We start from the raw sequence: 24,702 nt of genomic DNA, 5'->3' as shown, positions 1-24,702 counted from the left end.
TGATGATTATAATTCCACAAACAAAAGGTGGTGTAGGTAAGTCTACAGTTGCTATGCAAGTTATTGCTCCATATTTATATAAAAAACATGGAAAGAAAGTAACATATATTGAAGTTGATGATGAAAACAATGATAGTAGGTCTTTTACAAGAACAGAAATTGTAAATAAAAGAATGCTAGGAACTAATAGAATCACTGAGTTAGATGAGTTGATTTTAATGGATGATAACCATGAGGTTATTGTTGATGTTGGAGGAAATAAAACTTCAACTTTAGTTCTTGATGAGATTAAAAAAGTAGGTTCATTTGGAAATGTAAAATGGATTATTCCCCTAGGTGATGGGGAATTAGATGGTAAAAATGCCATTGCTACTATGAAAAAAATCAGAAAGATTGAAAGAAATCCAGAAGAGAATATTATCTTTGGATTAAATAGAGCTATTTCTATGGAAGAAGATTATTACCAAGAACAGTTTATTAACTTCTTTGGTCATAAATATTTAGACTCAAATTCAGTTATTTGTGATTTTGTAAAAGATCCTAAATATTTCCCTGTACAAAATGATAAAGTTATTACAATGAGTAGATATTTAGGTTCAACTGTATGGGAAATGGCTTATAACAATACAGACTTTGGTGCAAAAGCAATTCAGGCTAAAGAGATGGGTGATATTGAAAGTGCAAGAAAATATCTTTTCTTTAGAAGAATTCAAACTGAAGCAAAAGATTATGTAATTAATGTATTAAATAGAATCTTCTGTGATTTAGACAAGTGGATTGAAATTAAGAAATGAGTGATATGAGTTTTAAACAAGCAAAAGAGCTTGTTGAACGAATGGAGTTTTCAGAACTTTCTTTAAGAAAGGCAACTAAAAATTTAGAAAAAACATCAAAAGCTTTTGAGCAATCAAATCATTTTTTTGATGAAACCCTAAAAAAACAAGAAGAAGTACTTCATATGATTCCAAAAGCAGATAAGAAGATATCTCTTTTATATCTTGCTTTGGCTGTGAATGTTGGTTTTATTTTAGGTCTTTTAGTTGGTAAATTTATTTTTTAAAATATGAATAGGATTTGGTAAATATGGGTAAACAAGAAAAAATTGTATCAATGTTTAACGACATTGCAGGAACTTATGATGTAGCTAATAGAGTTTTATCAATGGGAATTGATAAATCTTGGAGAAACAAAGCTTGTAATAAGACATTTGAACTTTATAATGAAAATGAAATAGAAAAGATTGTTGATGTTGCTTGTGGTACAGGTGATATGATAATGTTCTGGAAGCAAATTGCAAAAGAGAACAATATCTCTTTAAAAAACATTATAGGGATTGATCCAAGTGTAGGAATGATGGAAGTTGGTAAGAAAAAACTTCCTGATGTAGAGTTCATTGAAGCTTTTGCTACAGATATGCCTTTAGAAAATGATAGTGTAGATATTATTTCTATTTCTTATGGAATTAGAAATGTTGTTGAAAGACAAGAAGCTTTTAATGAGTTTGCAAGAGCTTTAAAAAAAGGTGGATTAGTAGTAATTTCAGAGTTTACTAAAAATGAAAAGAAAAATCCTCTTGATTACTTAACAGATTTCTATATGAATAAAATCTTACCAACTTTAGGTGGATTAATCTCAAAAAATAAAGAAGCTTATACTTATTTACCAAACTCAATTGATGAATTTTTAACTAAAGATAATTTATGTAAAGAGTTAAAACAAGCAGGTTTAGAACCAGTACATGTTAAATCTTTTTCTATGAATATTTCAACACTTATTATTGCAAGAAAACTGTAGTTTTCTTGCAATCTCAAGGATTATAATTGAATAACCCTATTAGTGTAAGCTCTTTAAATGCTCAAATAAAATCACTACTTGAAACAACTTTTATAAAAGTTTATGTTGAAGGTGAAATATCAAATCTAACTTATCATAATTCTGGACATATTTATTTTTCTGTAAAAGATAGTAGTTCTTCTATCTCTTGTGTTATGTTTAGAGGTAATGCAAAATATTTAAAATTTCAGCTTGAAGTAGGTCAAAAAGTTGTAATTACAGGAAATATTACTGTTTATGCTCCAAGGGGAAATTATCAATTATTATGTAGTAAGATTGAACCTTCTGGTCAAGGTGCTCTTGCGTTAGCTTTTGAACAGTTAAAAAATAAGTTAGAACAAAAAGGATATTTTAATCCTGAAATAAAAAAGCAATTGCCTAAATATCCTAAAAAAATAGCTTTGGTTACATCTGCAACGGGTGCTGCTATTGAAGACATGAAAAAAGTTGCAACTCACAGATGGCCTTTAGTAGAGTTCATTTTAGTTCCAGCACTAGTTCAAGGTGAAGGTTCAGCTTATGATATTTCTCAAAGTATAAAATATGCAGACACTTTAAACTGTGATATTCTGATCGTAGGACGAGGTGGTGGAAGTATAGAAGACTTATGGGCTTTTAATGAGGAAATAGTTGCAAATGCAATTTATGAAGCAAAAACACCAATTATTTCAGCCGTAGGACATGAAATAGATTACTTGATTTCTGACTTTGTAGCAGATGTAAGAGCTGCCACTCCATCAAATGCTATTGAAATAGCTTTACCTGATATAAATGAACATAGGATTTATTTAGATAGTTTAGCAAATGAATTTATAAATAAGACTCAACGAATCGTTGAGTTTAAACAGCAAAATCTTATAAATTTAAAGAAACTATTTGAGCAAAACTCTTTAGATTCAAAGTTTAGTTTTATTGAATCACAAATAAAACTTTTAAAGTCTTCATTTCAAGCAGATATTTCACAAAAAATTGTTGTTGCAAATAATGAATTAAACTTTTTAAAAACTAGTTTTTCAAATAGTATTGAGCAGACTCATTCAAAGATGCAAAGTCAAGTGACACTATTAAAAAATAGCTATGAACAAAACCATCCTGATAAAAAAGATAAAAAAGGTTTTGTGCAAATTACTAAAAATAATAAAGTGGTTTCACTAGAAGAGTTAAATAAATCTGATAAAATATCTCTTCAAACACCCAAGTATATTGCAACTTGTACAATTGATGATTTGCAAAAACAATAAATTTTTAAGTTTAGAATAGATAAAATAAGCATAACTTCTAGTATAACATGTAATCTTTGTATTTATTGCAATAGATATAATTTATAATTAACTAGTAATATAGCTTTTAAAAGGAAACCTTATGGAAACTAATGAAAAAGAAGATGTAGAAGTTATTGATTATGCTAATACAAGTGAGTTTATGACTTTCGAGCTTGGTGCAATGAAATATGCAATTGAATTACCTAAAATTAGAGAGATTTTAACTTACCCTGAAAACATTACTGTTTTACCTAATACTTCTGCTTGGGTAAAAGGTCTTATAAACTTAAGAGGTGAAGTTGTTCCTATTTTAGATGTAAGAATTAAATTTAATACAAATGAAAATCCAGTTTATGATGAAAATACATCTGTTATTGCTGTAATTACTGAAGATAGCAGAATGATTGGTATTGTTGTTGATTTAGTTGATGATGTTCAAAGATTAGATACTAGTGCTTTAGCTCCTGTTTCTGAAATGGGTTCAGCAATTCCTGCTAAATACTTAAAAGGTTATGTAAGACTTGACAATAACGAAATGCTTGTAATTATGGATATTGAAAAAGTTGTTGCAAAAGAAGAGTTAAAAGACTAATATGACAGAAATGATCGAAAAATTAAGAGAGCTTCGAGTTCTTTTTGTTGAAGATGAAGCTGATTTATTAGAAATTATAACAGATGCTTTAGCTAGTTTAAATGTAGAGTTTTATACTGCTACAAATGGAGTAGAAGCATTAGAAATATTAGAAAAAAATCCAGATATTAATATTATTGCAACAGATATTAATATGCCAAGAATGGATGGAATAGAATTAATTAAAACACTAAAAAAGCAAGAAAATTTTAATACTCCAATTGTAGTAATGTCAGCACATACTGAATCAGAGTATATAACTGAAGCTGAAAGCTTAGGTGTTAAAAAGTATTTATCAAAACCTTTTGATTTTATGAATTTTATAAAAGTTATTTCTGATATGGAATTAAACAATTAAAAATTAATGGATAAAAAACTTTTAAAAAAATTAAGATTACTTTATGTTGAAGATGATACGGTTGTAAGAAATGAATTGTATGAACTTCTATCTGAGTTTTTTGATAAGGTATTTATAGCTAAAGATGGACAAGAAGGTCTTGATACTTACCATGAAAATAAAGATGAAATAGACGTAATTTTAACAGACATAAATATGCCACACTTAAATGGCATAGATATGTTAAAAAAAATTAGAAAAGACTCAAAAAAAATCCCAGTATTTATTACTACTGCCCATTCTGATAATGAACTACTTGCAAAAGCTATAAAACTTAAAGTTTATGAATATATAATCAAACCAGTTGATGTAAGATATTTATTAAATGAAATGAATGAATTAGCTAATGTATTGTATCAAGATAGTTTACTTAGAAAACAAAATAAAGAGCTTGAAGAGTATAGAAGAGTTATTGATGCAAGTAGTATTGTAGTTAAATGTGATGAGCATATGAAAATTTCATATGTAAATGAGCTTTTTTGTCAAATCACATCTTATAATGAAACTGAACTATTAGGTCAAGATTTTAAATCTATAAAACATCCTGATATGGCTGATGAGATTTATACGAAAATGTATAGTCAAGTATTAAATAAAAATCCTTGGCAAGGTGTTCTTAAAAATCTTACAAAAGAACATAAAACATTTACTACTGATTGTTATATTATTCCTATGTTAAATGATATTGGAGAGATAACAGGTGCTATTTCAATTCAAAGAGATATTACTGCTGAACTAAATAAAAAAAGGAACATACAACTATCTTTAATGAAAGATAAGAGTGAAATTTTTATTAGAAGTAAAGAGGGTAGTATTGAACAAAATATGATTATCAACAACTTAAAAAAAGAGTTAGCTAATCTAAAAGCAGATTTTGATAGGGCTCAAAGAGATATTGAAAAATATGTTTACTCTCTTGAAAAATATAGTATTCAAAATAAGCATTTAAAAACTGAACTAGCTAGTTATAAGAAAAAGGCTAGTGAACACTCTAATATAATAAAACTTACTAATGAAAATGCTCAATTAGACTATAAAGTAAAGAAATTAAATGAAAAAATAGAAGAATTAACTTCTAAGTATGAAAAGCAAATACATCAAATGAAATTAAACCATCAATTAGAAGTGGATGATTTAGAAGATAGATTAAATGATATATCTGAAAAGTATGAAGCTATTGAAACAGATGATGTTTTAGTTCAAAGATTAGAATACTGGAAAGAAAAAGCTAAAGCTGAAATCTCTAGAATAGAAAATTTAGAAAAACAAATTGTTGCTTATGGTGATAAAGAGTTTATGAGTAGAGTATTCAAATAGAAGTAAACTTCTATTTGATTGTAATTGATTCTATTTTTTGATCAACTAAAGGTTTGTTCCCTCTTTGTGTTGGAACACTTTCAATACTTTTTACAATATCAAAACCTTTAATAACATAACCAAAAATTGTATGTCTACCGTTTAACCAGTAAGTTGGAACTGTAGTTACGAAAAATTGACTTCCATTAGTATTTCTTCCTGCATTTGCCATTGCTAAAATACCAGGTTTATCAAATAAGGCTTTAGGTGAGAATTCATCTTCAAAAGGTTTTCCCCAAATTGATTCTCCTCTTCTACCAGTTCCTGTTGGATCACCACCTTGAATCATAAAGTTTTTAATAACTCTATGAAAAATTAAACCATTGTAGTAACCATTTTTAGCATGAGTAACGAAATTTTCAACTGCTTTTGGTGCAAGATCTGGTCTTAATTCAATTTCAAAAGACCCTTTAGTTGTCTTAAAAACAGCAATTGGATTAGCTGCTTCTAAAAGTAACACGAATGAACAAAGAATAAATAGAATTCTTTTCATATTCAACCCTTATAATTTTATTTTGTAGGAAATTAGTATATTATGTTAGGTTTAAAAAAAAATTAAAATTTAATTTTTATTAAAATTTAAAAAAAAAGTGTTAAAATTCGCTGATTTATTGTAAAATGCGAAATAAAAAAGGAAAAATAATGTCTATGCCATCAATCCCACAACCGACATTTTATATATTTAAGTGTGAACAAGCATCTCCTCCTGGAATGCCAAAACCTTCATGTGTAAATGAAAATACAAGAGATTTATTCAATCATACTGCTCAAAGTATGATGCAAAAAGGATTGATGGGGCCTGTACAGGTTGTAAGAACATCATGTTTAGGAAGATGTCAAATGGGACCTGTTATGTTAGTAGAGCCAGGACATCATATGTACTGTCAGTTATCTAAGGAAAAAATAGATAGAATAATTGAAGAACATATACTAGGTGGAAGCCCTGTTGAAGAGTACTTGATGCCCGAACAGTACTGGGGTAAACCAGTTAATTTAGGAAGTTAAAAAAGAGGAATTAAATATATGACATTTGATATGCTATATAGTAAAATTCATAGAGCAACTGTTACAGATGCTAATTTAAACTATGTTGGATCAATTACAATTGATGAGGAGTTAATGCAAGCTTCTCATTTAAGAGTTGGTCAAAAAGTTGATATTGTTAATATCAATAATGGTGAAAGATTTCAAACTTACGTTATTAAAGGTAAGGCTGGAAGCAGAGATATGTGTCTAAATGGTGCAGCTGCTAGAAAAGTAGAAATTGGTGATAAAATTATTGTAATTGCTTATGCATCTTACAATGAAGATGAATTAGAAGATTATAAACCAACTGTTGTAATTGTTGATGAAAAAAATAATATTGATATGATTACAAATGAACTTGTAGGATCTGATCATGTTTGATGGTATTGATTTAAAAAATCTTGATTTAAATGCAATGATGAAGCAAGTTCAAGATATGGCAGATAATGCAAAAGAAGAGAATGCTTCTAGAGTTTTTACATCAAAAGCTGGTGGAGGAATGGTTGAAATCTCAATTAATGGAAATTCAGAGGTAATTGATTTACAAATTGATGATTCATTACTTGAAGATAAAGACTCATTACAAATTCTATTAATCTCTGCTATGAATGATGTAATTAAACAATCTGACGAAAATAAAAAAATGATGGCTATGAATATGATGGGTGGTATGAATCCATTTGGCCAAAAGTAAATATGAAAGAACTTTTAGACAAATTTGAAGATTACTTATTAAGTAATCTTCCGAAATCAAATACATTTCATCCTCATTTTGAAAATGCTTTAGGGGATATGCTTCAAGCAGGTGGTAAAAGATTTAGACCAATGCTTTTACTTTCAGTTGTAAAATCAAATAAATCACTTTTATTAGATAATAGTATGCCAGTAGCTTTAGGTCTTGAAATGCTACATACTTATTCACTTGTACATGATGATTTACCATCAATGGATGATGCTGATTTAAGAAGAGGTTTTCAAACACTTCATAAAAAATATAATGAGGTTACAGCTATTTTAGTTGGTGATGCTTTAAACACAGAAGCTTTTAAACAGATTTCAAATGCTGCTTTACATAATGATGTAAAAATTGAGTTAATTAAAACGCTTAGTTGTGATGGTGGAATAAATGGTATGATTATTGGACAAGCAATTGATTGTCAATTTGAAAACCAAAAGCTAGAACTAGAACAATTAGAGTTTTTACATATTCATAAAACAGCTAAATTAATTGCTGCATCTTTAAAAATGGGTGCAATTATTAGTGAATACGATTTAGAAATTCAAGAAAAGCTTTATAACTTTGGTATTGATTTAGGTTTACTTTTCCAAATTCAAGATGATATTATAGATGAAACTTGTAGTGAAGAAGAGGCTGGGAAAACAACTCAAAATGACCAAGCTAAAAATTCTTTCGTAAATTTACTTGGACTTGATGGTGCAAGAAAAGCAGCAGATAAATTAGCAATTAAGTGTGAAAAAACACTTGAAACTTTAGATAATAACTTAAAAAGCTCTCTAGAAGAACTACTTTTAAAGTACATAAATAGGCATAAATAAGGGTTTTTAAAAAACTCTTAGTCAATTTAACTCAAAGTACTTGACAATTAATCAAAAATTTTATAAAATTTTAGCACTTAAAAAATAAGAGTGCTAAAAGTACAAATATTAATTATAATAAAACTTAATAAAAGGAAATACTATGAATTTTAAACCACTAGGTAAAAGAGTTTTAGTACAAAGAACGCAAGTAGAAGAAAAAACTGCAAGTGGAATTATCCTTGTAGATTCTGCAAAAGAAAAACCAAACACAGCTACAGTTAAAGCAATTGGTTCAGAAGTAACTGAATTAAAAGAGGGTGATACTGTTGTATTTGAACAGTTCAGAGGAACTGAATTCACTTTAGATGGTGAAGATTATTTAGTATTAGATATTGAAAATATTATAGGAGTTATGTAAGATGGCAAAAGAGATTTCATTTAGTGATAATGCAAGAAATAAATTATATACAGGTGTTGAAAAATTAGCAGATGCTGTTAAAGTTACAATGGGACCAAGAGGAAGAAATGTATTATTACAAAAATCTTTCGGTGCTCCAAATATTACAAAAGATGGTGTATCAGTTGCAAGAGAGATTGAACTTTCTGATACATTAGAAAACATGGGTGCTCAATTAGTAAAAGAAGTTGCTTCAAAAACTGCTGATGAGGCTGGTGATGGTACAACTACTGCTACAGTTTTAGCTCACTCAATTTTCAAAGAGGGATTAAGAAATGTTACAGCTGGTGCAAATCCTATTTCTCTAAAAAGAGGTATGGATAAAGCTGCTGAAGCTATTTTAGCAAACTTAAAAGCATCATCTAAAGTTGTTGCTAATAAAACTGAAATCGAGCAAGTTGCTACTATTTCTGCTAACTCTGACAAAGCTATTGGTTCTATGATTGCTGAAGCTATGGATAAAGTTGGAAAAGATGGTGTTATCACTGTTGAAGAAGCTAAGGGTATTTCTGATGAATTAGACGTAGTTGAAGGTATGCAGTTTGATAGAGGATATTTATCTCCTTACTTTGTAACAAATACTGAAAAAATGACAACTGAAATGGAAAATCCATTTATTCTTTTATATGACAAAAAAATCTCTAACTTAAAAGAGATGTTACCAATCTTAGAATCAGTTAACCAAGCTGGTAGACCTTTATTAATTATTGCTGAAGATGTTGATGGTGAAGCATTAGCTACATTAGTTGTAAATAGATTAAGAGGTTCTTTAAATATTGCTGCTGTTAAAGCTCCAGGATTTGGTGATAGAAGAAAAGCAATGTTAGAAGACATCGCTGTATTAACAAATGGTACTGTAATTTCTGAAGAAATGGGAATGAAACTTGAAACTGCTGAATTCTCTTGCTTAGGAACTGCTGCTAGAGTTGTAATTGATAAAGATAACACTACTATCGTTGATGGTACTGGTTCTGCTGATATGGTAGCTAATAGAGTTAACCAAATCAAGGCTGAGATTGAAAATACAACTTCTGAGTACGATAAAGAAAAATTACAAGAAAGATTAGCAAAACTTTCTGGTGGTGTTGCAGTTATTAAAGTAGGTGCTGCTACTGAAACAGAAATGAAAGAGAAAAAAGACAGAGTGGATGATGCATTATCTGCAACTAGAGCTGCTGTTGAAGAAGGTATCGTAATTGGTGGTGGAGCTGCATTAATTAGAGCTGCTGCTAAAGTATCTTTAGAGTTAGATGGTGATGAAGCTATTGGAGCTGATATTGTTTTAAGAGCAATTAAAGCACCAATGAAACAAATTGCTTCAAATGCTGGTTTTGATGCAGGTGTTGTTGTAAATGAAGTAGAAAAAGCTGATAACGAAAACTTTGGATTTAATGCTGCAACTGGTGAGTATGTAGATATGTTCGAAGCTGGTATTGTAGACCCTGCTAAAGTTGAAAGAGTTGCAATGCAAAATGCTGTATCTGTTGCATCATTATTATTAACAACAGAAGCAACTGTTACTGACGTAAAAGAAGACAAACCAGCTGCTCCAGCAATGCCTGATATGGGTGGAATGGGTATGCCTGGTATGATGTAAAACATAACTAAAAAAGCTTTTAGGCTTTTTTAGTGTTTTCATCTTAAATATTTAGTTTAGAAAAATTAAGTATTAAAATAAAAAAGGGGAAGTAAGTTTTACTTCCCCTTTTTTTTATTAGATTTTATGTAAAGGCAATTCAATTATAAAGCAAGCACCTTTATAATCTTTTCCTTTATAATTGAAATTAAGATTATTAACCACAATTGAACCATCCATACTATCTTTGATAATTCTGTGTGTCATAAATAGCCCAAGACCTGTTCCTTGAGACTTATGTTTAGTTGTAAAATATGGCTCAAAAACTCTATCTATGATATCATTATCTAAACCATTTGCATTATCATATATTCTTAAGTATCCATAGTTATTTACTTTTTCAAGTTCAATAAAAATAAATCTTTCATTTATATTTCTTTCTTCTAAGGCATCTTTTGCATTAGTAATTATATTTACTATTGCTTGTGTCAATTCATTTGGATAACCCTTCATGATTATATCTTCATCTTTTTTATTAATGATAATTTCAATATGTGAAGTTTTTATAATCCCTTCAAGTAAAGTTAAATCTTTTTTTATAATCTCATTTAAATCAAAAACAGTTTTTTGTTTATCATCTTTTATAAAGTTTTTAAAGTCATCAATTGTTTGAGATAAATGAGCAGTTGTTCTCATGATCTGATCTAATGAATCATTTAATGTTTCTTCATCTAGTTTATTTAGTTCTTGATATAGTTTAAGACCACTAGCTGTTGTAGAGATTAGACTTAGAGGTTGTCTCCATTGATGGGCAATATTAGCTATCATTTGTCCCATATCAGCTAATTTAGCTTGTCTAGTAATAAGTCTATCTTTCTCTTTTAAATTACTTATATCTACAATTGTTGAGATTCTTTTCTTTTGATTATCAAGTATTATTGCTTGACCACTTACAATCGCAGGAAAATAAGTATCATCTGTTTTTCTGATATAAACTTCATAAGTTCTGATATCATCAGAAGCTAAATTTCTTTTTACTAAGTCTTTACTATTTTCACAAACAAAATCTAAAAGGTTTTTATTTTTTAAATCTTCAATATCAATTTTTAGAAGTTCTTTTCCATGTTTATTTACAATTTCACAGTTTCCATTTTCATCTGAAATAATTAAGCCTTCTGTTAAGGCATCAATCATTCTTTGGAACTCTTCATTTTTTTCTTCTAACTCTTTTTTAGATTTTTTTAGCTTATAGTTTGTTTCTCTTAATAAAGTAGTATCGTATACATAAACTACAACTAACTCTTTTTCTAAATCAAAAGGAGAAATAGTAATACTTTGTTGCATATTGTAAAATACAGAATCAGCAATTTTATTTAATTTTATATCAAATAAATAGTTTATTTGCTCACTATTATAAAATGTAGAAGAGTTTAACCTTAGTGTTGTTTTTATTTTTCTTGATAATATTTTTTCATTTATATTTTCATAAAAATCTAAAAGATTTTTGTCTTTAATATCTTCTGATTTAATTTTTGTTTGAATCTCCATCCATCTATTCCAAAACTTTACATTTAAGTCTTTGTCAAGGATTAGAATACCGCTGTTGATAGTTTCACATATTAAATTAAATTGATTTTCAAACATGATTAATACTCATCTAAAATTTTATTTATTGTTCTTTTTATATGTAAAATAGATTCATCTGTAGCAAGCATTAATAAATGTCCAAAAATATTTTGCTCTGCAAAATTTAATTCAGTTGATATTATTATCACTTGCTGATATTGCTCAATTAAATTGTCTTCAAGTTGTGAAGCATTATTTATTAAAGTAATACTTGGAGGAGAGAAAGAAGCATAAGAGTCCATCTCTTCTATTAATGAGCTAATAGTTGTAGAAGATAATATATTTGTAATTTCAAGGATAATATCACTTATTTCTTCATCTGTTAAATTCTCATCATCAATTAAATCAAATTCTCCTGAAAGATTCAGTGCAGATTCTCTATCAATAATAAATAAGTTTTCACCTTGGAAATCACCATTTATTAGTTGTGATGATACAAAGTGTTCTTTGTTATTTAACTGCTTATTTAAGTATGGTTTTAATTCACAAACATTTATAATATTTATATTTGGAATTGCTAAAGTAGCAAAAGCATCGATTATATCTGCAATTGCACTACTAGCTGAACCATATGCAATATTCATTAATTCTTGTAAACAGTCTCTTTCATCTTCATTTAAACTAATATTATTCATTCTTTTATCTTCTTATTTTTATATAATTTATTTGTTATTATGTCTAAGTGATACTTTTTAAAGGGCATTTTAAATAGTCAAAACTTTTCTAAATAACTTATTTTATATTGGCTTTAACTTATTATACAAAAAGTTTATGAAAAAAAACTATTAATTAAAAAAAAGCCAATTTTAATTATAACATTTTTATATAAAAGCTTATTATTGAAACTTAATGAATATTTGATAGAATTAAAAAAAAATTTAAAGAGTAGTAATGATTGAAAAATTAGTAGAAATAATAAAAGATGCATCGGTGATTTTAAAAGAAGGATACTATAAAAACAAAGATGTAAATTTTAAAGGTAAGAAAGATTTAGTTACAAAATATGATGTAGCTGTTGAGAATTTTTTAAAAGAAAAGTTTTCTTTAGAGTTTAAAGATTTTAATATCATTGCTGAAGAGTCTGATAATAATAATATTGAATTTAACAATTCTATTATAATTGATCCTATTGATGGAACAACAAATTTTGTGAATCAAGTGCCACATACTTGTATTTCTGTTGGAGTTTATAAAAATAAAAAGCCATATATTGGAGTAGTATATAATCCAATATTAGATGAATTATATACAGCTGAAGTTTCAAAAGGTGCTTTTTTAAATGGTCAAAAAATAGAAGTATCAAATGAAAGTAGTTTTCAAAAAGCTCTTTTATCAACAGGTTTTCCTTATACAAGCGGAACTTGTGAAAATGATTTAAATGATGTTATTAAAAAGATTAAAGATATTTTACCTAAATGTCAAGATATTAGAAGGTTAGGTTCTGCTGCAATTGATTTATGTTATGTTGCAAGAGGAACTTATGAAGGATATTATGAAATGAACTTAAAAGCTTGGGACGTAAGTGCAGGTCTTATTATTTTACAAGAAGCAGGTGGTAAGGTTTCTAATATAAATGGTAATGAATATACACTATTTGAAGATAAGTATATAGTTGCTTCAAATAGCCATATTCATGAAGAGTTAATTAAGAATTTAAATCTTTAAAATAAGTATTTTGAAGATGTACCAATGATTTTTGGTGCATCTTCATATATTTATTATCAGTCTCTTTTGTATATTTAAAAAATTCTATTCCTTTTATTGTAATACAGTACTCTAAATTATCTTTTTTATTAAACTTATCAAATTCATTAAAGGTATCTATATATTTATCTTGATAGTTATCAAGAATAGAAACAAAAAAGTTTTTATTTGCTTTTGAATCTTCAACTATTAATGAATTCTTTTTATCCTTACTTACAGCAGGACATAAAGTATCTATATAAATTTTATTGTCAATATTTGCACTTAAAGGATAAGTTCTACAAATTGAAGATCTTTTTTCATAAATTGAACATCTAAAGTCTTTTAGATGAGGACAAAAGTCTTTACCATTTGTTAAGATTATTACAGGTTTTAAATATCCTAATTCACCAAATATAAATAGTATTGGATAGTTTTCATATATTTCTTCAAAATCTGATAATATGATTTGAGAAAAAACTGTTCCTTTTCTTCCATCACAGCAATTTGCTTCACAAGATTCACAAGAAGAAAAAGTAAAATAGTTATTTGTTGTATCAATAAATTGTTTCATATTTTTATTCTATCAAAAAAAAATTACGAAATTCTAAATTATTTAATAAGTTATACTGTTATCAAAGGCCTTTTTTAGTAATACTTAAATATAATCACACGATATATTTTCACTTAACAAAGGTAATACATGTGCGGAATTGTTGGTTACATAGGTAAACAAAACACAAAAGAGATTTTATTAGATGGTTTAAAAGAACTAGAATACAGAGGGTATGATTCAGCAGGAATTGCACTTTTAAAACAAGATAAAATTGATGTTTTTAAGGCATTGGGTAAATTAAACAATTTAAGAGAAAAAGTTAAATCAGCAAATGATAGTTATGAAATAGGAATTGGTCATACAAGATGGGCAACTCATGGAAAACCAACAGAATTAAACGCACATCCACATTTAGGTGAATACTCTTATGTAGTTCATAATGGAATAATTGAAAACTACAAAGAATTAAAAGAAGAGTTAATTGAAAAAGGACATAAGTTTGTATCTCAAACAGATACAGAAGTAATTGTACACTTATTTGAAAACTACAATAACCAGTTAGATGATACAACAAAAGCTTTTCAAAGTACAATTGAAAGATTAGAAGGAGCTTTTTCAATTCTTTTAATCACAAAAGCTGACCCTTCAAAAATATTCTTCTTTAAACATGGAAGTCCTTTAATTATTGCTAAAGGAAATGAGGATAAAGAAGTATTATTTGCTTCTTCAGATGCACCATTAATTGGTTTAGCAAATGATGTAGTTTATTTAGAAGATGGTGTTGGCGGAATTGCAACAGCAGATAATATTGAATTCTTTAGTGATGACTATTCATGGTCAACACTTCCAACTTCTAAACAATTTGCTCAAAAAGATGGATTTAGATTCTTTATGGAAAAAGAGATTTATGAGCAAAGTGATGTTGTAAGTGATTGTATGCTAGGTCGTGTAAAAGATGAAGAAATTTTCTTTGATGAAATAGATGCTTCAATTATTGAAGGAATTAAAGAGATTAAAATCTGTGCTTGTGGTACTTCTTATCATGCAGGTATGACTTCAGCTTATTTATTTGAAAGACTTTCAAAAGTTAAATGTAATGTAGAAATAGCAAGTGAGTTTAGATATAAAGAACCATTATTAACTGATGATACTTTATTTATTGTAATCTCGCAAAGTGGGGAAACAGCAGATACTTTAGAAGCATTAAAGATGGCTAAAAATGCTGGTCTTAAATCACTTGTTGTATGTAATGTTGATAATTCATCAATGACAAGAGTTGCAGATTATAAAATACTTACAAGAGCAGGAATTGAAAAAGGTGTAGCTTCAACTAAAGCTTTCTCAACTCAAACTGTAGTTTTATGGATGTTAGCTTTATATTTCGCAAAACAAAAGAATGTGATAGAAAATGATGTTTTACAAAATGAGATTCATGCATTAAGAGAAGTTCCAAAATCATTAATTGTAAATGATAAAATTCATGAAAAAACTAAAAGATTGTCTAAAAGATATTTACATGGTCACGGATTCTTTTTTATTGGTAGAGATGTATTCTTCCCATTAGCATTAGAAGGAGCACTAAAGCTTAAAGAGATTTCTTATTTACATGCAGAAGGTTATCCAGCAGGTGAAATGAAACATGGTCCTATTGCTTTAGCGGACCCTGAACTATTTACAATTGCATTAATGCCTCAAAATTTATTGTATGACAAAATTAAATCTAATGTTGAAGAGTTAAGTGCAAGAGATAGTACTATTTGTGCTGTATCACCACTTGATTTTGAACTTGCAGATGATTTTATAAAAACTGAAAAAACTGATCATTATATGCTAGAATTTTTTGAAATGCTAGTAGCTTTACAACTTCTTTCTATGGAAATATCTATTAGACTAGGTAATGATGTAGACATGCCTAGAAACCTTGCAAAAAGTGTAACAGTAGAATAAAAAATTCTACTTTACACATATAAAAGAATATTTTAGATAAAATTTACTACTTTTTTACAATTTAATTAATGTAATTAAGAAAATTCAAACTTTTATTTTTATTTTTATAAATTTTTTAACTTTAAACGCAGTTGGAAAACAAAAATGGAAAACAAAAGAATGGAAAACAATGAGACTTTAGTCTTTGGAAAACAAAAGGATGGAAAACAAAAATGGAAAACAAGACACAATATTTATTTACAAGTGAAGTTGTAAGCCCTGGACACCCTGATAAGTGTGCAGATATTATTGCCGACTCAATTGTTGATAAATTAATTATTGAAGATTCACAAAGTAGAGTTGCATCGGAAGTATTTGTAGCGGGTAAACATATTGCAATTGGTGGAGAAGTAAAATCAAACTGTAAATTATCAGATGAAGATTATAAAAAGATTGTACTTGACGCTTTAGCTAAAATTGGTTATGACGGTAAATCGTCATTTACTAAAGAACAATGTTTACACCCAGATGATGTAGAAGTACAGGTTCTATTAAATCAACAATCACCTGATATTAATCAAGGGGTTGATCAAGAAACTGGAGAAATTGGTGCAGGTGACCAAGGAATTATGTTTGGTTTTGCCTCAACAGAGACAGCTGATTATATGCCAGCAGCTATTACATATGCAAGAATGTTATGTGATAAAGTGTATAATTATGCATTAAAACATAATCATAAACTTGGAGTTGATATTAAGACACAAGTAACAGTTGATTATGGAACAAAAGAGAATTTTGAGAATTGTAAACCACAAAAAATTCATACTATAGTTGTAAGTGCACCTTCTGTTGAAGGTATGCCAATAGATGAAGTAAGAGCATTAATTCAAGGTTTAATTGATGATACAGGACTTCCAACATCTATGTATAATAAAGATGAAACTATTATTCATATCAATCCAACAGGAAGATATGTAAATCACTCATCTTTACATGATAGTGGATTAACAGGTAGAAAATTAATTGTTGATTCATTTGGTGGATATGCACCAATTGGTGGTGGAGCTCAAAGTTCTAAAGATTATACTAAAGTTGACAGAAGTGGATTGTATGCAGCTAGATGGTTAGCAAAACATATTGTTGCAGCTGGTCTTGCAACTAAAGCTTTAGTTCAAATTTCATATGCAATTGGTGTTGCTAAACCTACATCTGTTGCTGTTGATACATATGGTACATATACAAAATATGATGATGATAAGTTATCTTCGTTTGTTATGGAGAACTTCTCTTTAACTCCAAGATGGATAACAGAAAAATTTGATTTAGATAAACCAAGCGCACAAACTTTCCTTTATGCAGATGTTGCATCAAGAGGTCAAGTTGGTCAAAGTGATTATCCTTGGGAAAAACTAGACGAATTAGACAAATTTAAAAACTTATAATTTACAAAAAGGGTTAATATGGATTTAAAGAATTTATTTAGCAAAATTTCTTTTGATAGTAGTTCAAAAGAACAACCTACTAAAAAAGATGCACCAAGTCACTGGGTTAAGTGTCCTGAGTGTAATTCTTTAATGTTTTTTAAAGAGGTAGAGAATCAAGATAATATTTGTCCAAAATGTAACTTTCATATGAGAGTTGGTGCAAAAAGAAGAATTGAAATACTAACTGATAAAGATAGTTTTGTTGAATTTGACGCAGATTTAAAACCAAATGATCCTTTAAAATTTGTAGATAAAACTTCTTATAAAAAAAGAGTAGAACAAGCTGAAAAGAAAACTGGTAGAACATCCTCTGTAGTAAGTGGTGAAGCAACTATAAATGAAACTCCTGTACAAATCGTTGTATTTGATTTCTCATTTATGGGTGGTTCTTTAGGTTCTGTTGAAGGTGAAAAAATAGTAAGAGCTGTTGATAGAGCAATTGAAAAACATCAAGGTTTAATAATTGTTTCTGCTTCAGGTGGTGCTAGAATGCAAGAGTCTACGTTTGCTTTAATGCAAATGGCTAAAACATCAGCAGCACTTAAAAGATTAGACCATGCTAAACTTCCTTATATCTCAATATTAACTGACCCTACAATGGGTGGTGTTTCTGCATCATTTGCATTTTTAGGTGATATTATTATGGCAGAACCAGGTGCTTTAATTGGATTTGCTGGTCAAAGAGTTATTAAGCAAACAATTGGTGCTGACTTACCAGAAGGTTTCCAAAGAGCTGAGTTCTTACTTGAAAAAGGTTCTATTGATATGGTAGTAAATAGAAGTGAAATGAAAAAAACATTATCTGATTTACTTACTATGTTTCAAAAAGAGAAAATTGCTAACTAATGATGAGTAATTTTGAAGAAGCATTAGGTTTTAAACTTAATGCTTCAAACCTTCTATATATTTTGTGTGATTTTGAAACACTACAAAAAAAATCTTTAAATCTTGAAAATTTTATTGAAATTTGTAAAAAATTGGATGTAAAACTAATTCAATACAGAGATAAAATATCTTCTAACTCTATACAAATACAAAATCTAAAATATTTAAAACAGAATTTAAATATTCCAATTATCATTAATGATAAAATAGATTTAATAGAGTTTGCAGATGGTTTACATTTAGGGCAAGAAGATTTTGATAAAGTACATTCAGATAAAAAAATAGCCATTAAACTAATTAGAAAAAAAATCGGAAATAAGCTTTTAGGTTTATCTACTCATAATGAGATAGAAATCCTTGAAGCAAATGATTTAAACTTGGATATGATTGGTTTAGGGGCATATAAAAATACTAGTACTAAAGATGTATCAACAGTTTTAGGTGATAAAATCTCTTATCTAGCAAAAATATCAAAACATCCTGTTTGTGCAATAGGTGGCGTTAAAATTGAAGATGAGATTGATAATGTTGCTTTTAATGTAGTTGGTTCAGCTATATACTCTATATAAAAGGTTACTTTTGCAAAAAATAAATATTTATACAATTGCTAAACCTTCAAAAGATGAATTTGATAAATTAGTTAATGAATTTAATAAAATGTCTTCAAAATATGCAAAGGTTGAGCTTCACTATATTTTTAATAAAACTATAGCAAAGGCTCAAAATATTGGAGAAAAAGAGGCTCAACAAGCCTATAGTGATGTATATGAACCTTTACTAAAAGGTCATAATATTGCATTGGATGTTCTGGGTAAAAAAGTTGATTCTTACAAATTTGCTAACCTTTTAGAGGGTAAAAATGAAATAAACTTTTTTATTGGTGGCGCATATGGTTTTCAAAGAGAGTTTCTAAAGAAATGTGATAGTATAATATCTTTAAGTGATTTGACAATGGCACATAAAGTAGCAAATGTTGTTTTGGGGGAACAAATCTTTAGAGCATTGAGTATAAATCATAATCATCCATATCATAAATAATTTATATGTTATATGAATTTTTGTATAATTTCAAAATTTAAAAATAAGGGTATATCAAGTGGCGAACACAAAACAGATTGAGGAATTAAAACAGACTTTACTAGAGAGAAAAGAGTTAATTACAAATAGTATTAACGATAGTAGAGAGAGTATCAACTCTTTAAAAAATTCTGAATGTAATGATGAGTTTGATTATGCTGAAGTTTCTAGTGATAGTTTCAAAGAGGGTATTATTGCCAATCAACAAATTAAAGAGCTTGAAGAGATTGAAGATGCACTAAAGAGAATTCAAAAGGGAACTTATGGTGTTTGTGAAATGTGTGATGAATCAATTGCCATTGGAAGATTAAGAGCAAAACCATTCGCGAAGTTTTGTACACCTTGTAGAGAGATTTACGAAGTAGAAAAATAGTAAAAAGGATTAAAGATGGGTTTTAAGAAATATGTTGTTTTTTCTGTAATATTTATCATAGCAGTTTACGGTTATGTATTTAGTTTAGAGTTAGGGAATTATAAAGTAACTGTACTTGATATTGCACTTACATTACCAGTTGCAGTTTGGATTATAGTTCCAATGGCACTATTATTTATTGCAACAATAGGACATATTGTGTTCTATGGTTTATTAAATGTATTTAAACAAAGAGCTATTGATAAAGATCATGAAACAATGATAAATATGATTAAATCAAATTTATTAGAAAAAAGTTTTAATAAAAGATTTAAAACAAAAGGTTTCAGAAACCTATCTTCTATTCTTAACCAATTTCAATTTAGTGTTAAAGATAAAACATTTTCATCTACTGATGAAGAGTTAAACAATGTTGTAGCAGCAATTCAAGATATTAATGCTGGTAAACATGTAGTTGATAAAAATGTTAAATTTAGTGAAGTTTCATCTATTACTAATAGAAATTTAATTAATAAAGTTAACGAACAACCAGATTTTGCTGTTGATGTTGTTAAAAAGAGTGAAAACTACTCTGATAATGTAGTTAAAGCTGCTTTTGAAAAAGTACTTGAAGATAAAAGTATGACAACAGTTAAAAAAATCTATAAAAACATTAAACTTGATAAGCATTTAGCAAAAAGACTTTTTGAAAAAGATGCTGCTAACAACGAGTTTGGATTTACGAGTGAAGAAATTTTAAAAATAGTAAAAGATTTAGATTATACTAAAGAAGATTACATGTCTTTAGCTAAAAACTATGAAGCTATTTTACAACCAGATCAAATCATTGATTTATTTGAAAAACTTTCTTCTGAAATTGACGAAGCTACATCTGCTTACTTACATGTATTATTTGAATACGAAATGATTGATAAAGTAAGAGATGTTATTGCTCCAACAGCAGATGATGAATTTACTGCATTTAAAGCTTTACTAGAGTTAAAAGACGCTGGTAAACACTACGATTTAGAGTCTATATCTTATAAATAATGAAAAATAAAATTGATTTTACTAAACCTCTAGTGGTATTAGCTCCACTAGCAGGTTATACAGATTTACCATTTAGGTCAGTTGTTAAAAAATTTGGTGCAGATATAACAATATCTGAAATGATTTCTTCTAATGCTCTTGTATATAAATCAGAAAAAACTTTAAGAATGATTGAAAAATCTCCAACTGAAGATCCTTACATTGTTCAAATTGCTGGAAATAAACCTGAACTTGTAAGAGATGCAGTAGAAATACTTAATGATATTGAAGGAATTGATGGTATTGATTTAAACTGTGGGTGTCCTGCACCTAAAGTATTTAATCATGGATCAGGTTCAAATCTTTTAGGTGATTTAAAAAAATTAGAAGAGATTTTGACAACTGTTAAAAAGTACTCAAAAAAACAATATACAACTGCAAAAGTTAGAATTGGTGTAAATGAGAAAATCCCTGTTGAGATTGCAAAGGCAGTTGAAGCATGTGGTGTTGACTATATGGCTGTTCATGGTAGAACAAGAGCAGGTAAATATAAAGCTCCTGTTGATTATGATGCAATTAAAGCTATGGTAGAAGCAGTATCAATTCCTGTAATTGCTAATGGTGATATTAAAGATTATGAAAAAGCTAAAGAGGTTTTAGAATACACTAATGCAAAAGGTGTAATGATTGGTAGAGGTGCTATTGGAAAACCATGGATTTTTTATCAATTAAAACATGGAATAGAAGATATTTCTGAAGAAAAGAAAAAAGAGATTATATTAGAGCATTTTGATTCTACTTTAAAATTCCATGGTGAACATGGTGCTTTAATGTTTAGAAAGCTTTTACATTCTTACTCAAAAGGGTACAAAGGTGCCCATGAATTTAGAGATATTATAAATCGAGTTTCAGATAAAACTGTAATGAGAGATATGATAGAGAACTTCTTTTAAGACTCTTAATTATATTCAAAAAATTATTTAGATAAAATATCCTATTTATACGCAAGATAATCTAAATCGTATAAAGTACAAAGGATATATTTGTCTGATAATTATTATGAATTAACAATTAAACCAGAAAAAAATTATGAACTTTTTTTAGACTTACTTAGTTCTTTAACTAATGAAGCTATTGAAGAGCTTGATGGCACTTTAATTGCTAGAAGTGAAAATGATTTAAGTGATGTTGAATTAGGTATCTTAAAGTTTGCAGAAGCTTTAGATACAAAATGTGAAACACAATGTTTAGAAAAAGAGAATATTGACTGGATAAAACAGTATCAAGAATCAGTTAAATCTGTTGAGATAGGTAACTATTTTATTAGACCTTCATGGGAAGAAAAGAATGAAGATAAAATAGATATTATAATTGATCCTGCTTTATCATTTGGTTCAGGTCATCATGAAACAACTTCATCTTGTGTAGAAGCTATTGATAAATATGTGCAAAGTAAGCAAACTGTTCTTGATGTAGGAACAGGTAGTGGTATATTAGCAGTAGCTGCAGCTAAAAAAGAGTGTATAGTTGATATTTGTGATACAGATGAAGTATGTATTAAAGATACAAAATCAAATTTTGATTTAAATGGTGTAAGTTTTAACTCTTCATGGGTAGGTTCTGCAAATAATGCTTCAAAAAAATATGATGTAGTAATAGCAAATATTGTTGCTGATGTATTAAGTATGATTGCTGGTGACTTAAAGAAATGTTTAAATGAAAAAGGTATTTTAATAATTTCAGGTATTTTAGATAAGCACCTTGCTAGAGTTCAAAATAGATTTAAAGATTTAGAGCAAATAGAGTTAATCCATAAAAATGAATGGGTTACAATAGTTTACAAAAATAAGGAGTCATAGTTTATGAATAATAAACCTCAAAATAACAATAATGGTGGAGATAATAACAACTTTTTTAATAATAATCCATTATTAGTATTTGTAATTTTTTCAATAGTTACAATTTTTGCATTTAAAGCAATTTTTCCAGAAGATCAAATGGGTGGTTCTTCAAATTCTCAAGTTGCAGCATTTGGACAATCTCAAAATAAAACTGTTCCATATTCTGATTTAAAACAGTTAATTGCAAGTGGAAAAATTGAGTATGTTGGAATAGGTAATACTCAAATTAAAGCAGTTTCAAAAAATGGTAATCAAATTATCACATATACTGCAAGAAGAGTTATTCCTGATGATACATTAATTCCTACATTAGAGAAGAATGGAATTGCATATGGTGGAGTTAATGAAGAAAATGTATTAGCTGACATTTTATTTGGATGGGTTTTACCTATTTTTATTTTCTTTGCTATTTGGATGTTTATTGCAAAAAGAATGCAAAAATCTATGGGTGGAGGTTCAGGAGGAATTCTTGGAATTGGAAGCTCTAAAAAGATGATTAACTCTGAAAAACCAAAAGTTAAATTTGAAGATATGGCAGGAAATAAAGAAGCAAAAGAAGAAGTACAAGAAGTAGTAGACTTCCTATCTGATCCTGAAAGATACGTAAAACTTGGAGCTCAAATTCCAAAAGGTGTATTATTAGTAGGACCTCCAGGTACTGGTAAAACTTTATTAGCAAAAGCAGTTGCTGGTGAAGCTGATGTTGAGTTCTTATCTGTTTCTGGTTCTGCCTTTATTGAAATGTTTGTTGGTGTAGGTGCATCAAGAGTTAGAGATTTATTTGAACAAGCAAAAAAATCTGCACCGGCAATTATCTTTATTGATGAGATTGATGCAATTGGTAAAAGTAGAGCTAGTGGTGGACCAATGGGTGGTAATGATGAAAGAGAACAAACTCTAAATCAATTATTAGCAGAAATGGATGGTTTCTCAACAGAAGCTGCTCCTGTTATTGTACTTGCTGCTACAAATAGACCAGAAGTATTAGATCCAGCATTATTAAGACCAGGAAGATTTGATAGACAAGTTTTAGTTGATAAACCTGATTATGAAGGTAGAATTGAAATTCTAAATGTACATATTAAAGATGTGAAATTAGCTAAAAATGTTGACTTAAAAGAAGTTGCAAAAATGACTGCTGGTTTAGCGGGAGCTGATTTAGCAAATATTATTAATGAAGCAGCACTTCTTGCAGGTAGAGCAAATAAAGATCAAGTTGAACCAAGTGACTTTAAAGAAGCAGTTGAGAGACAGATTGCAGGTTTAGAGAAAAAATCAAGAAGAATTTCTCCAAAAGAAAGAGAAATTGTAGCTTACCATGAATCTGGACATGCTTTAATTGCAGAAATTACAAAAGGTGCTAAGAAAGTAAATAAAGTATCAATCGTTCCAAGAGGTTTAGCTGCATTAGGATACACATTAAATACTCCAGAAGAGAATAAATACTTAATGCAAAAGCATGAACTTATTGCTGAAGTAGATACTCTTTTAGGTGGTAGAGCAGCTGAAGAGGTATTTATTGGTGAGATTTCAACTGGTGCTGGAAATGACTTAGAGAGAGCTACTGATATTATTAAAGCAATGGCCTCTGTATATGGTATGAGTGATGTTGCAGGTCTTATGGTATTAGAAAAAAGACAAAATCAATTCTTAGGTGGTCAAACTCAAAAAGACTTCTCAAATGAAATGGCTAAAAATTTAGATGAGCATGTAAAAACTGTTTTAAATGAAAGATATGAGGCTGTTTTAGAATCTTTAAGAGAACACAAAGAAGCAATTGAACAAATGACTAAAGAGCTTTTAGAAATTGAAGTTATTTCTGGTGAGAGAGTTAGAGAAATTATTAAAGAAAATGGTGGAGAAGTTTTTGAAGAAGAAGACTTACACTCAGCACCAATCAAAGATAATAAAGAAGTTGATGAATCTGAAGTTAAAGAAGAAGATACAAAGACTGATGATTCAGAAAATAACTCTGAAGAATCAACTGACAAAAAAGAAGAAGATAATAAATAACAACATTCTTTTTTATTGAAAAGTAAGCGAAAGCTTACTTTTTATTTACTATAATATTCCCTTGCAATATAACAAATAATATAATACTAATGC

Annotated in this window: 28 protein-coding genes; 24 read left to right on the top strand and 4 right to left on the bottom strand. The window is 28.5% G+C overall.

Annotation, left to right across the window (positions count from 1 at the left end):
* Positions 1–2: 2 nt before the first annotated feature.
* From ACH5BF_RS04510 to ACH5BF_RS04480, 7 genes are all read left to right on the top strand, one after another.
* The gene (locus tag ACH5BF_RS04510; protein ID WP_423272990.1) at positions 3–794 is read left to right on the top strand and encodes a nucleotide-binding protein; all 792 of its coding nucleotides are present in this window, start codon (positions 3–5) and stop codon (positions 792–794) included.
* Positions 795–799: 5 nt separating this feature from the next.
* On the top strand, positions 800–1,060 hold the full coding sequence (locus ACH5BF_RS04505) for a hypothetical protein (RefSeq protein ID WP_423272989.1): 261 nt from the start codon (positions 800–802) through the stop codon (positions 1,058–1,060).
* A 23-nt stretch (positions 1,061–1,083) separates the two neighbouring features.
* Positions 1,084–1,794 (top strand): bifunctional demethylmenaquinone methyltransferase/2-methoxy-6-polyprenyl-1,4-benzoquinol methylase UbiE, encoded by a 711-nt coding sequence (gene ubiE / locus ACH5BF_RS04500; protein WP_423272987.1) that lies wholly within the window; start codon positions 1,084–1,086, stop codon positions 1,792–1,794.
* 26 nt (positions 1,795–1,820) lie between these two features.
* A complete protein-coding gene (xseA, locus tag ACH5BF_RS04495) occupies positions 1,821–3,074 on the top strand; it encodes an exodeoxyribonuclease VII large subunit (protein WP_423272985.1) in 1,254 nt (417 codons plus the stop codon).
* 121 nt (positions 3,075–3,195) lie between these two features.
* Positions 3,196–3,687, top strand: coding sequence for a chemotaxis protein CheW (locus ACH5BF_RS04490; protein ID WP_423272983.1), 492 nt, complete (start codon positions 3,196–3,198; stop codon positions 3,685–3,687).
* Position 3,688: 1 nt separating this feature from the next.
* Positions 3,689–4,084 carry a response regulator gene (locus tag ACH5BF_RS04485; protein WP_423272982.1) on the top strand — a complete coding sequence of 132 codons (396 nt, stop codon included), beginning with the start codon at positions 3,689–3,691 and terminating at the stop codon, positions 4,082–4,084.
* 6 nt (positions 4,085–4,090) lie between these two features.
* Entirely contained in the window at positions 4,091–5,440 is a 1,350-nt protein-coding gene (locus ACH5BF_RS04480) for a response regulator (RefSeq protein WP_423272981.1), read from the top strand.
* 10 nt (positions 5,441–5,450) lie between these two features.
* Here the strand turns inward: ACH5BF_RS04480 and ACH5BF_RS04475 are convergent, their stop codons facing one another.
* Positions 5,451–5,972 (bottom strand): peptidylprolyl isomerase, encoded by a 522-nt coding sequence (locus tag ACH5BF_RS04475; RefSeq protein WP_423272980.1) that lies wholly within the window; start codon positions 5,970–5,972, stop codon positions 5,451–5,453.
* A 149-nt stretch (positions 5,973–6,121) separates the two neighbouring features.
* Here ACH5BF_RS04475 and ACH5BF_RS04470 point away from each other — a divergent pair, with 149 nt between their 5' ends.
* The 6 genes from ACH5BF_RS04470 (at position 6,122) to groL (ending at position 10,098) form a co-directional block, all read left to right on the top strand.
* Positions 6,122–6,484 carry a (2Fe-2S) ferredoxin domain-containing protein gene (locus ACH5BF_RS04470; protein WP_423272978.1) on the top strand — a complete coding sequence of 121 codons (363 nt, stop codon included), beginning with the start codon at positions 6,122–6,124 and terminating at the stop codon, positions 6,482–6,484.
* Between the two features lie 18 nt (positions 6,485–6,502).
* Positions 6,503–6,886 (top strand): aspartate 1-decarboxylase, encoded by a 384-nt coding sequence (panD, locus tag ACH5BF_RS04465; RefSeq protein WP_423272977.1) that lies wholly within the window; start codon positions 6,503–6,505, stop codon positions 6,884–6,886.
* Complete coding sequence (locus ACH5BF_RS04460; protein ID WP_423272975.1) at positions 6,879–7,199, top strand: YbaB/EbfC family nucleoid-associated protein; 321 nt, start codon at positions 6,879–6,881, stop codon at positions 7,197–7,199. Before panD ends, ACH5BF_RS04460 begins: the two co-directional genes overlap by 8 nt.
* 2 nt (positions 7,200–7,201) lie before the next feature.
* Positions 7,202–8,062 carry a polyprenyl synthetase family protein gene (locus ACH5BF_RS04455; RefSeq protein WP_423272973.1) on the top strand — a complete coding sequence of 287 codons (861 nt, stop codon included), beginning with the start codon at positions 7,202–7,204 and terminating at the stop codon, positions 8,060–8,062.
* A 142-nt stretch (positions 8,063–8,204) separates the two neighbouring features.
* A complete protein-coding gene (groES, locus tag ACH5BF_RS04450; protein ID WP_423272972.1) occupies positions 8,205–8,462 on the top strand; it encodes a co-chaperone GroES in 258 nt (85 codons plus the stop codon).
* A gap of 1 nt (position 8,463) precedes the next feature.
* Entirely contained in the window at positions 8,464–10,098 is a 1,635-nt protein-coding gene (groL, locus tag ACH5BF_RS04445) for a chaperonin GroEL (protein ID WP_423272970.1), read from the top strand.
* A gap of 117 nt (positions 10,099–10,215) precedes the next feature.
* On the opposite strand, the gene ACH5BF_RS04440 is transcribed toward groL, so the two are convergent.
* Both ACH5BF_RS04440 and ACH5BF_RS04435 read right to left on the bottom strand, forming a co-directional pair.
* Positions 10,216–11,721 (bottom strand): PAS domain-containing sensor histidine kinase, encoded by a 1,506-nt coding sequence (locus ACH5BF_RS04440; protein WP_423272968.1) that lies wholly within the window; start codon positions 11,719–11,721, stop codon positions 10,216–10,218.
* Positions 11,722–11,723: 2 nt separating this feature from the next.
* Positions 11,724–12,338: a chemotaxis protein CheC gene (locus ACH5BF_RS04435; RefSeq protein ID WP_423272967.1), complete on the bottom strand. Its 615-nt coding sequence runs from the start codon at positions 12,336–12,338 to the stop codon at positions 11,724–11,726.
* Between the two features lie 256 nt (positions 12,339–12,594).
* Between ACH5BF_RS04435 and ACH5BF_RS04430 the strand changes: the two genes are divergently transcribed.
* Positions 12,595–13,368 carry an inositol monophosphatase family protein gene (locus tag ACH5BF_RS04430; protein ID WP_423272966.1) on the top strand — a complete coding sequence of 258 codons (774 nt, stop codon included), beginning with the start codon at positions 12,595–12,597 and terminating at the stop codon, positions 13,366–13,368.
* On the opposite strand, the gene ACH5BF_RS04425 is transcribed toward ACH5BF_RS04430, so the two are convergent.
* Positions 13,349–13,960, bottom strand: coding sequence for a YkgJ family cysteine cluster protein (locus tag ACH5BF_RS04425; RefSeq protein WP_423272965.1), 612 nt, complete (start codon positions 13,958–13,960; stop codon positions 13,349–13,351). The genes ACH5BF_RS04430 and ACH5BF_RS04425 overlap by 20 nt on opposite strands.
* A 129-nt stretch (positions 13,961–14,089) precedes the next feature.
* On the opposite strand from ACH5BF_RS04425, the gene glmS reads away from it, so the two are divergent.
* The 10 genes from glmS (at position 14,090) to ftsH (ending at position 24,609) form a co-directional block, all read left to right on the top strand.
* Complete coding sequence (glmS, locus tag ACH5BF_RS04420) at positions 14,090–15,889, top strand: glutamine--fructose-6-phosphate transaminase (isomerizing) (RefSeq protein ID WP_423272964.1); 1,800 nt, start codon at positions 14,090–14,092, stop codon at positions 15,887–15,889.
* A gap of 212 nt (positions 15,890–16,101) precedes the next feature.
* A complete protein-coding gene (gene metK / locus ACH5BF_RS04415; RefSeq protein ID WP_423272963.1) occupies positions 16,102–17,310 on the top strand; it encodes a methionine adenosyltransferase in 1,209 nt (402 codons plus the stop codon).
* An 18-nt stretch (positions 17,311–17,328) separates the two neighbouring features.
* Positions 17,329–18,198, top strand: coding sequence for an acetyl-CoA carboxylase, carboxyltransferase subunit beta (accD, locus tag ACH5BF_RS04410; RefSeq protein WP_423272961.1), 870 nt, complete (start codon positions 17,329–17,331; stop codon positions 18,196–18,198).
* A complete protein-coding gene (locus ACH5BF_RS04405) occupies positions 18,198–18,806 on the top strand; it encodes a thiamine phosphate synthase (RefSeq protein WP_423272960.1) in 609 nt (202 codons plus the stop codon). The genes accD and ACH5BF_RS04405 overlap by 1 nt, the downstream gene beginning before the upstream one ends.
* A 10-nt stretch (positions 18,807–18,816) precedes the next feature.
* Positions 18,817–19,275, top strand: coding sequence for a 23S rRNA (pseudouridine(1915)-N(3))-methyltransferase RlmH (locus ACH5BF_RS04400; RefSeq protein ID WP_423272959.1), 459 nt, complete (start codon positions 18,817–18,819; stop codon positions 19,273–19,275).
* Positions 19,276–19,333: 58 nt separating this feature from the next.
* Positions 19,334–19,687 (top strand): RNA polymerase-binding protein DksA, encoded by a 354-nt coding sequence (dksA, locus tag ACH5BF_RS04395; protein ID WP_423272958.1) that lies wholly within the window; start codon positions 19,334–19,336, stop codon positions 19,685–19,687.
* Between the two features lie 15 nt (positions 19,688–19,702).
* On the top strand, positions 19,703–20,716 hold the full coding sequence (locus ACH5BF_RS04390) for a hypothetical protein (protein ID WP_423272957.1): 1,014 nt from the start codon (positions 19,703–19,705) through the stop codon (positions 20,714–20,716).
* Positions 20,716–21,648, top strand: coding sequence for a tRNA dihydrouridine synthase (locus ACH5BF_RS04385; protein ID WP_423272956.1), 933 nt, complete (start codon positions 20,716–20,718; stop codon positions 21,646–21,648). The genes ACH5BF_RS04390 and ACH5BF_RS04385 overlap by 1 nt, the downstream gene beginning before the upstream one ends.
* A gap of 90 nt (positions 21,649–21,738) precedes the next feature.
* Complete coding sequence (locus ACH5BF_RS04380) at positions 21,739–22,554, top strand: 50S ribosomal protein L11 methyltransferase (RefSeq protein ID WP_423272955.1); 816 nt, start codon at positions 21,739–21,741, stop codon at positions 22,552–22,554.
* A gap of 3 nt (positions 22,555–22,557) precedes the next feature.
* Positions 22,558–24,609, top strand: a complete 2,052-nt coding sequence (ftsH, locus tag ACH5BF_RS04375) for an ATP-dependent zinc metalloprotease FtsH (protein ID WP_423272954.1) — start codon at positions 22,558–22,560, stop codon at positions 24,607–24,609.
* Positions 24,610–24,702 lie beyond the last annotated feature (93 nt).

The sequence above is a fragment of the Arcobacter pernae genome (assembly GCF_049472135.1).
Classification (GTDB): Bacteria; Campylobacterota; Campylobacteria; order Campylobacterales; family Arcobacteraceae; genus Arcobacter_B.
The sequence above is the reverse complement of the archived record's forward strand: the minus strand, read 5'-3'. Positions and strand labels throughout refer to the sequence as shown.

What these genes read in the sequence shown, in the direction of transcription:
- ftsH (WP_423272954.1), top strand. Translation starts at nt 22,558, where the DNA reads ATGAATAATAAACCTCAAAATAACAATAATGGTGGAGATAATAACAAC.
- ACH5BF_RS04425 (WP_423272965.1), bottom strand. Translation starts at nt 13,960, where the DNA reads ATGAAACAATTTATTGATACAACAAATAACTATTTTACTTTTTCTTCT.
- ACH5BF_RS04440 (WP_423272968.1), bottom strand. Translation starts at nt 11,721, where the DNA reads ATGTTTGAAAATCAATTTAATTTAATATGTGAAACTATCAACAGCGGT.
- metK (WP_423272963.1), top strand. Translation starts at nt 16,102, where the DNA reads ATGGAAAACAAGACACAATATTTATTTACAAGTGAAGTTGTAAGCCCT.
- panD (WP_423272977.1), top strand. Translation starts at nt 6,503, where the DNA reads ATGACATTTGATATGCTATATAGTAAAATTCATAGAGCAACTGTTACA.
- ACH5BF_RS04505 (WP_423272989.1), top strand. Translation starts at nt 800, where the DNA reads ATGAGTTTTAAACAAGCAAAAGAGCTTGTTGAACGAATGGAGTTTTCA.
- ACH5BF_RS04510 (WP_423272990.1), top strand. Translation starts at nt 3, where the DNA reads ATGATTATAATTCCACAAACAAAAGGTGGTGTAGGTAAGTCTACAGTT.
- ACH5BF_RS04385 (WP_423272956.1), top strand. Translation starts at nt 20,716, where the DNA reads ATGAAAAATAAAATTGATTTTACTAAACCTCTAGTGGTATTAGCTCCA.
- ACH5BF_RS04455 (WP_423272973.1), top strand. Translation starts at nt 7,202, where the DNA reads ATGAAAGAACTTTTAGACAAATTTGAAGATTACTTATTAAGTAATCTT.
- ACH5BF_RS04480 (WP_423272981.1), top strand. Translation starts at nt 4,091, where the DNA reads ATGGATAAAAAACTTTTAAAAAAATTAAGATTACTTTATGTTGAAGAT.
- ACH5BF_RS04430 (WP_423272966.1), top strand. Translation starts at nt 12,595, where the DNA reads ATGATTGAAAAATTAGTAGAAATAATAAAAGATGCATCGGTGATTTTA.
- ACH5BF_RS04470 (WP_423272978.1), top strand. Translation starts at nt 6,122, where the DNA reads ATGTCTATGCCATCAATCCCACAACCGACATTTTATATATTTAAGTGT.
- ACH5BF_RS04490 (WP_423272983.1), top strand. Translation starts at nt 3,196, where the DNA reads ATGGAAACTAATGAAAAAGAAGATGTAGAAGTTATTGATTATGCTAAT.
- groES (WP_423272972.1), top strand. Translation starts at nt 8,205, where the DNA reads ATGAATTTTAAACCACTAGGTAAAAGAGTTTTAGTACAAAGAACGCAA.
- ubiE (WP_423272987.1), top strand. Translation starts at nt 1,084, where the DNA reads ATGGGTAAACAAGAAAAAATTGTATCAATGTTTAACGACATTGCAGGA.
- ACH5BF_RS04475 (WP_423272980.1), bottom strand. Translation starts at nt 5,972, where the DNA reads ATGAAAAGAATTCTATTTATTCTTTGTTCATTCGTGTTACTTTTAGAA.
- ACH5BF_RS04435 (WP_423272967.1), bottom strand. Translation starts at nt 12,338, where the DNA reads ATGAATAATATTAGTTTAAATGAAGATGAAAGAGACTGTTTACAAGAA.
- ACH5BF_RS04460 (WP_423272975.1), top strand. Translation starts at nt 6,879, where the DNA reads ATGTTTGATGGTATTGATTTAAAAAATCTTGATTTAAATGCAATGATG.
- ACH5BF_RS04405 (WP_423272960.1), top strand. Translation starts at nt 18,198, where the DNA reads ATGATGAGTAATTTTGAAGAAGCATTAGGTTTTAAACTTAATGCTTCA.
- ACH5BF_RS04390 (WP_423272957.1), top strand. Translation starts at nt 19,703, where the DNA reads ATGGGTTTTAAGAAATATGTTGTTTTTTCTGTAATATTTATCATAGCA.
- accD (WP_423272961.1), top strand. Translation starts at nt 17,329, where the DNA reads ATGGATTTAAAGAATTTATTTAGCAAAATTTCTTTTGATAGTAGTTCA.
- glmS (WP_423272964.1), top strand. Translation starts at nt 14,090, where the DNA reads ATGTGCGGAATTGTTGGTTACATAGGTAAACAAAACACAAAAGAGATT.
- groL (WP_423272970.1), top strand. Translation starts at nt 8,464, where the DNA reads ATGGCAAAAGAGATTTCATTTAGTGATAATGCAAGAAATAAATTATAT.
- ACH5BF_RS04485 (WP_423272982.1), top strand. Translation starts at nt 3,689, where the DNA reads ATGACAGAAATGATCGAAAAATTAAGAGAGCTTCGAGTTCTTTTTGTT.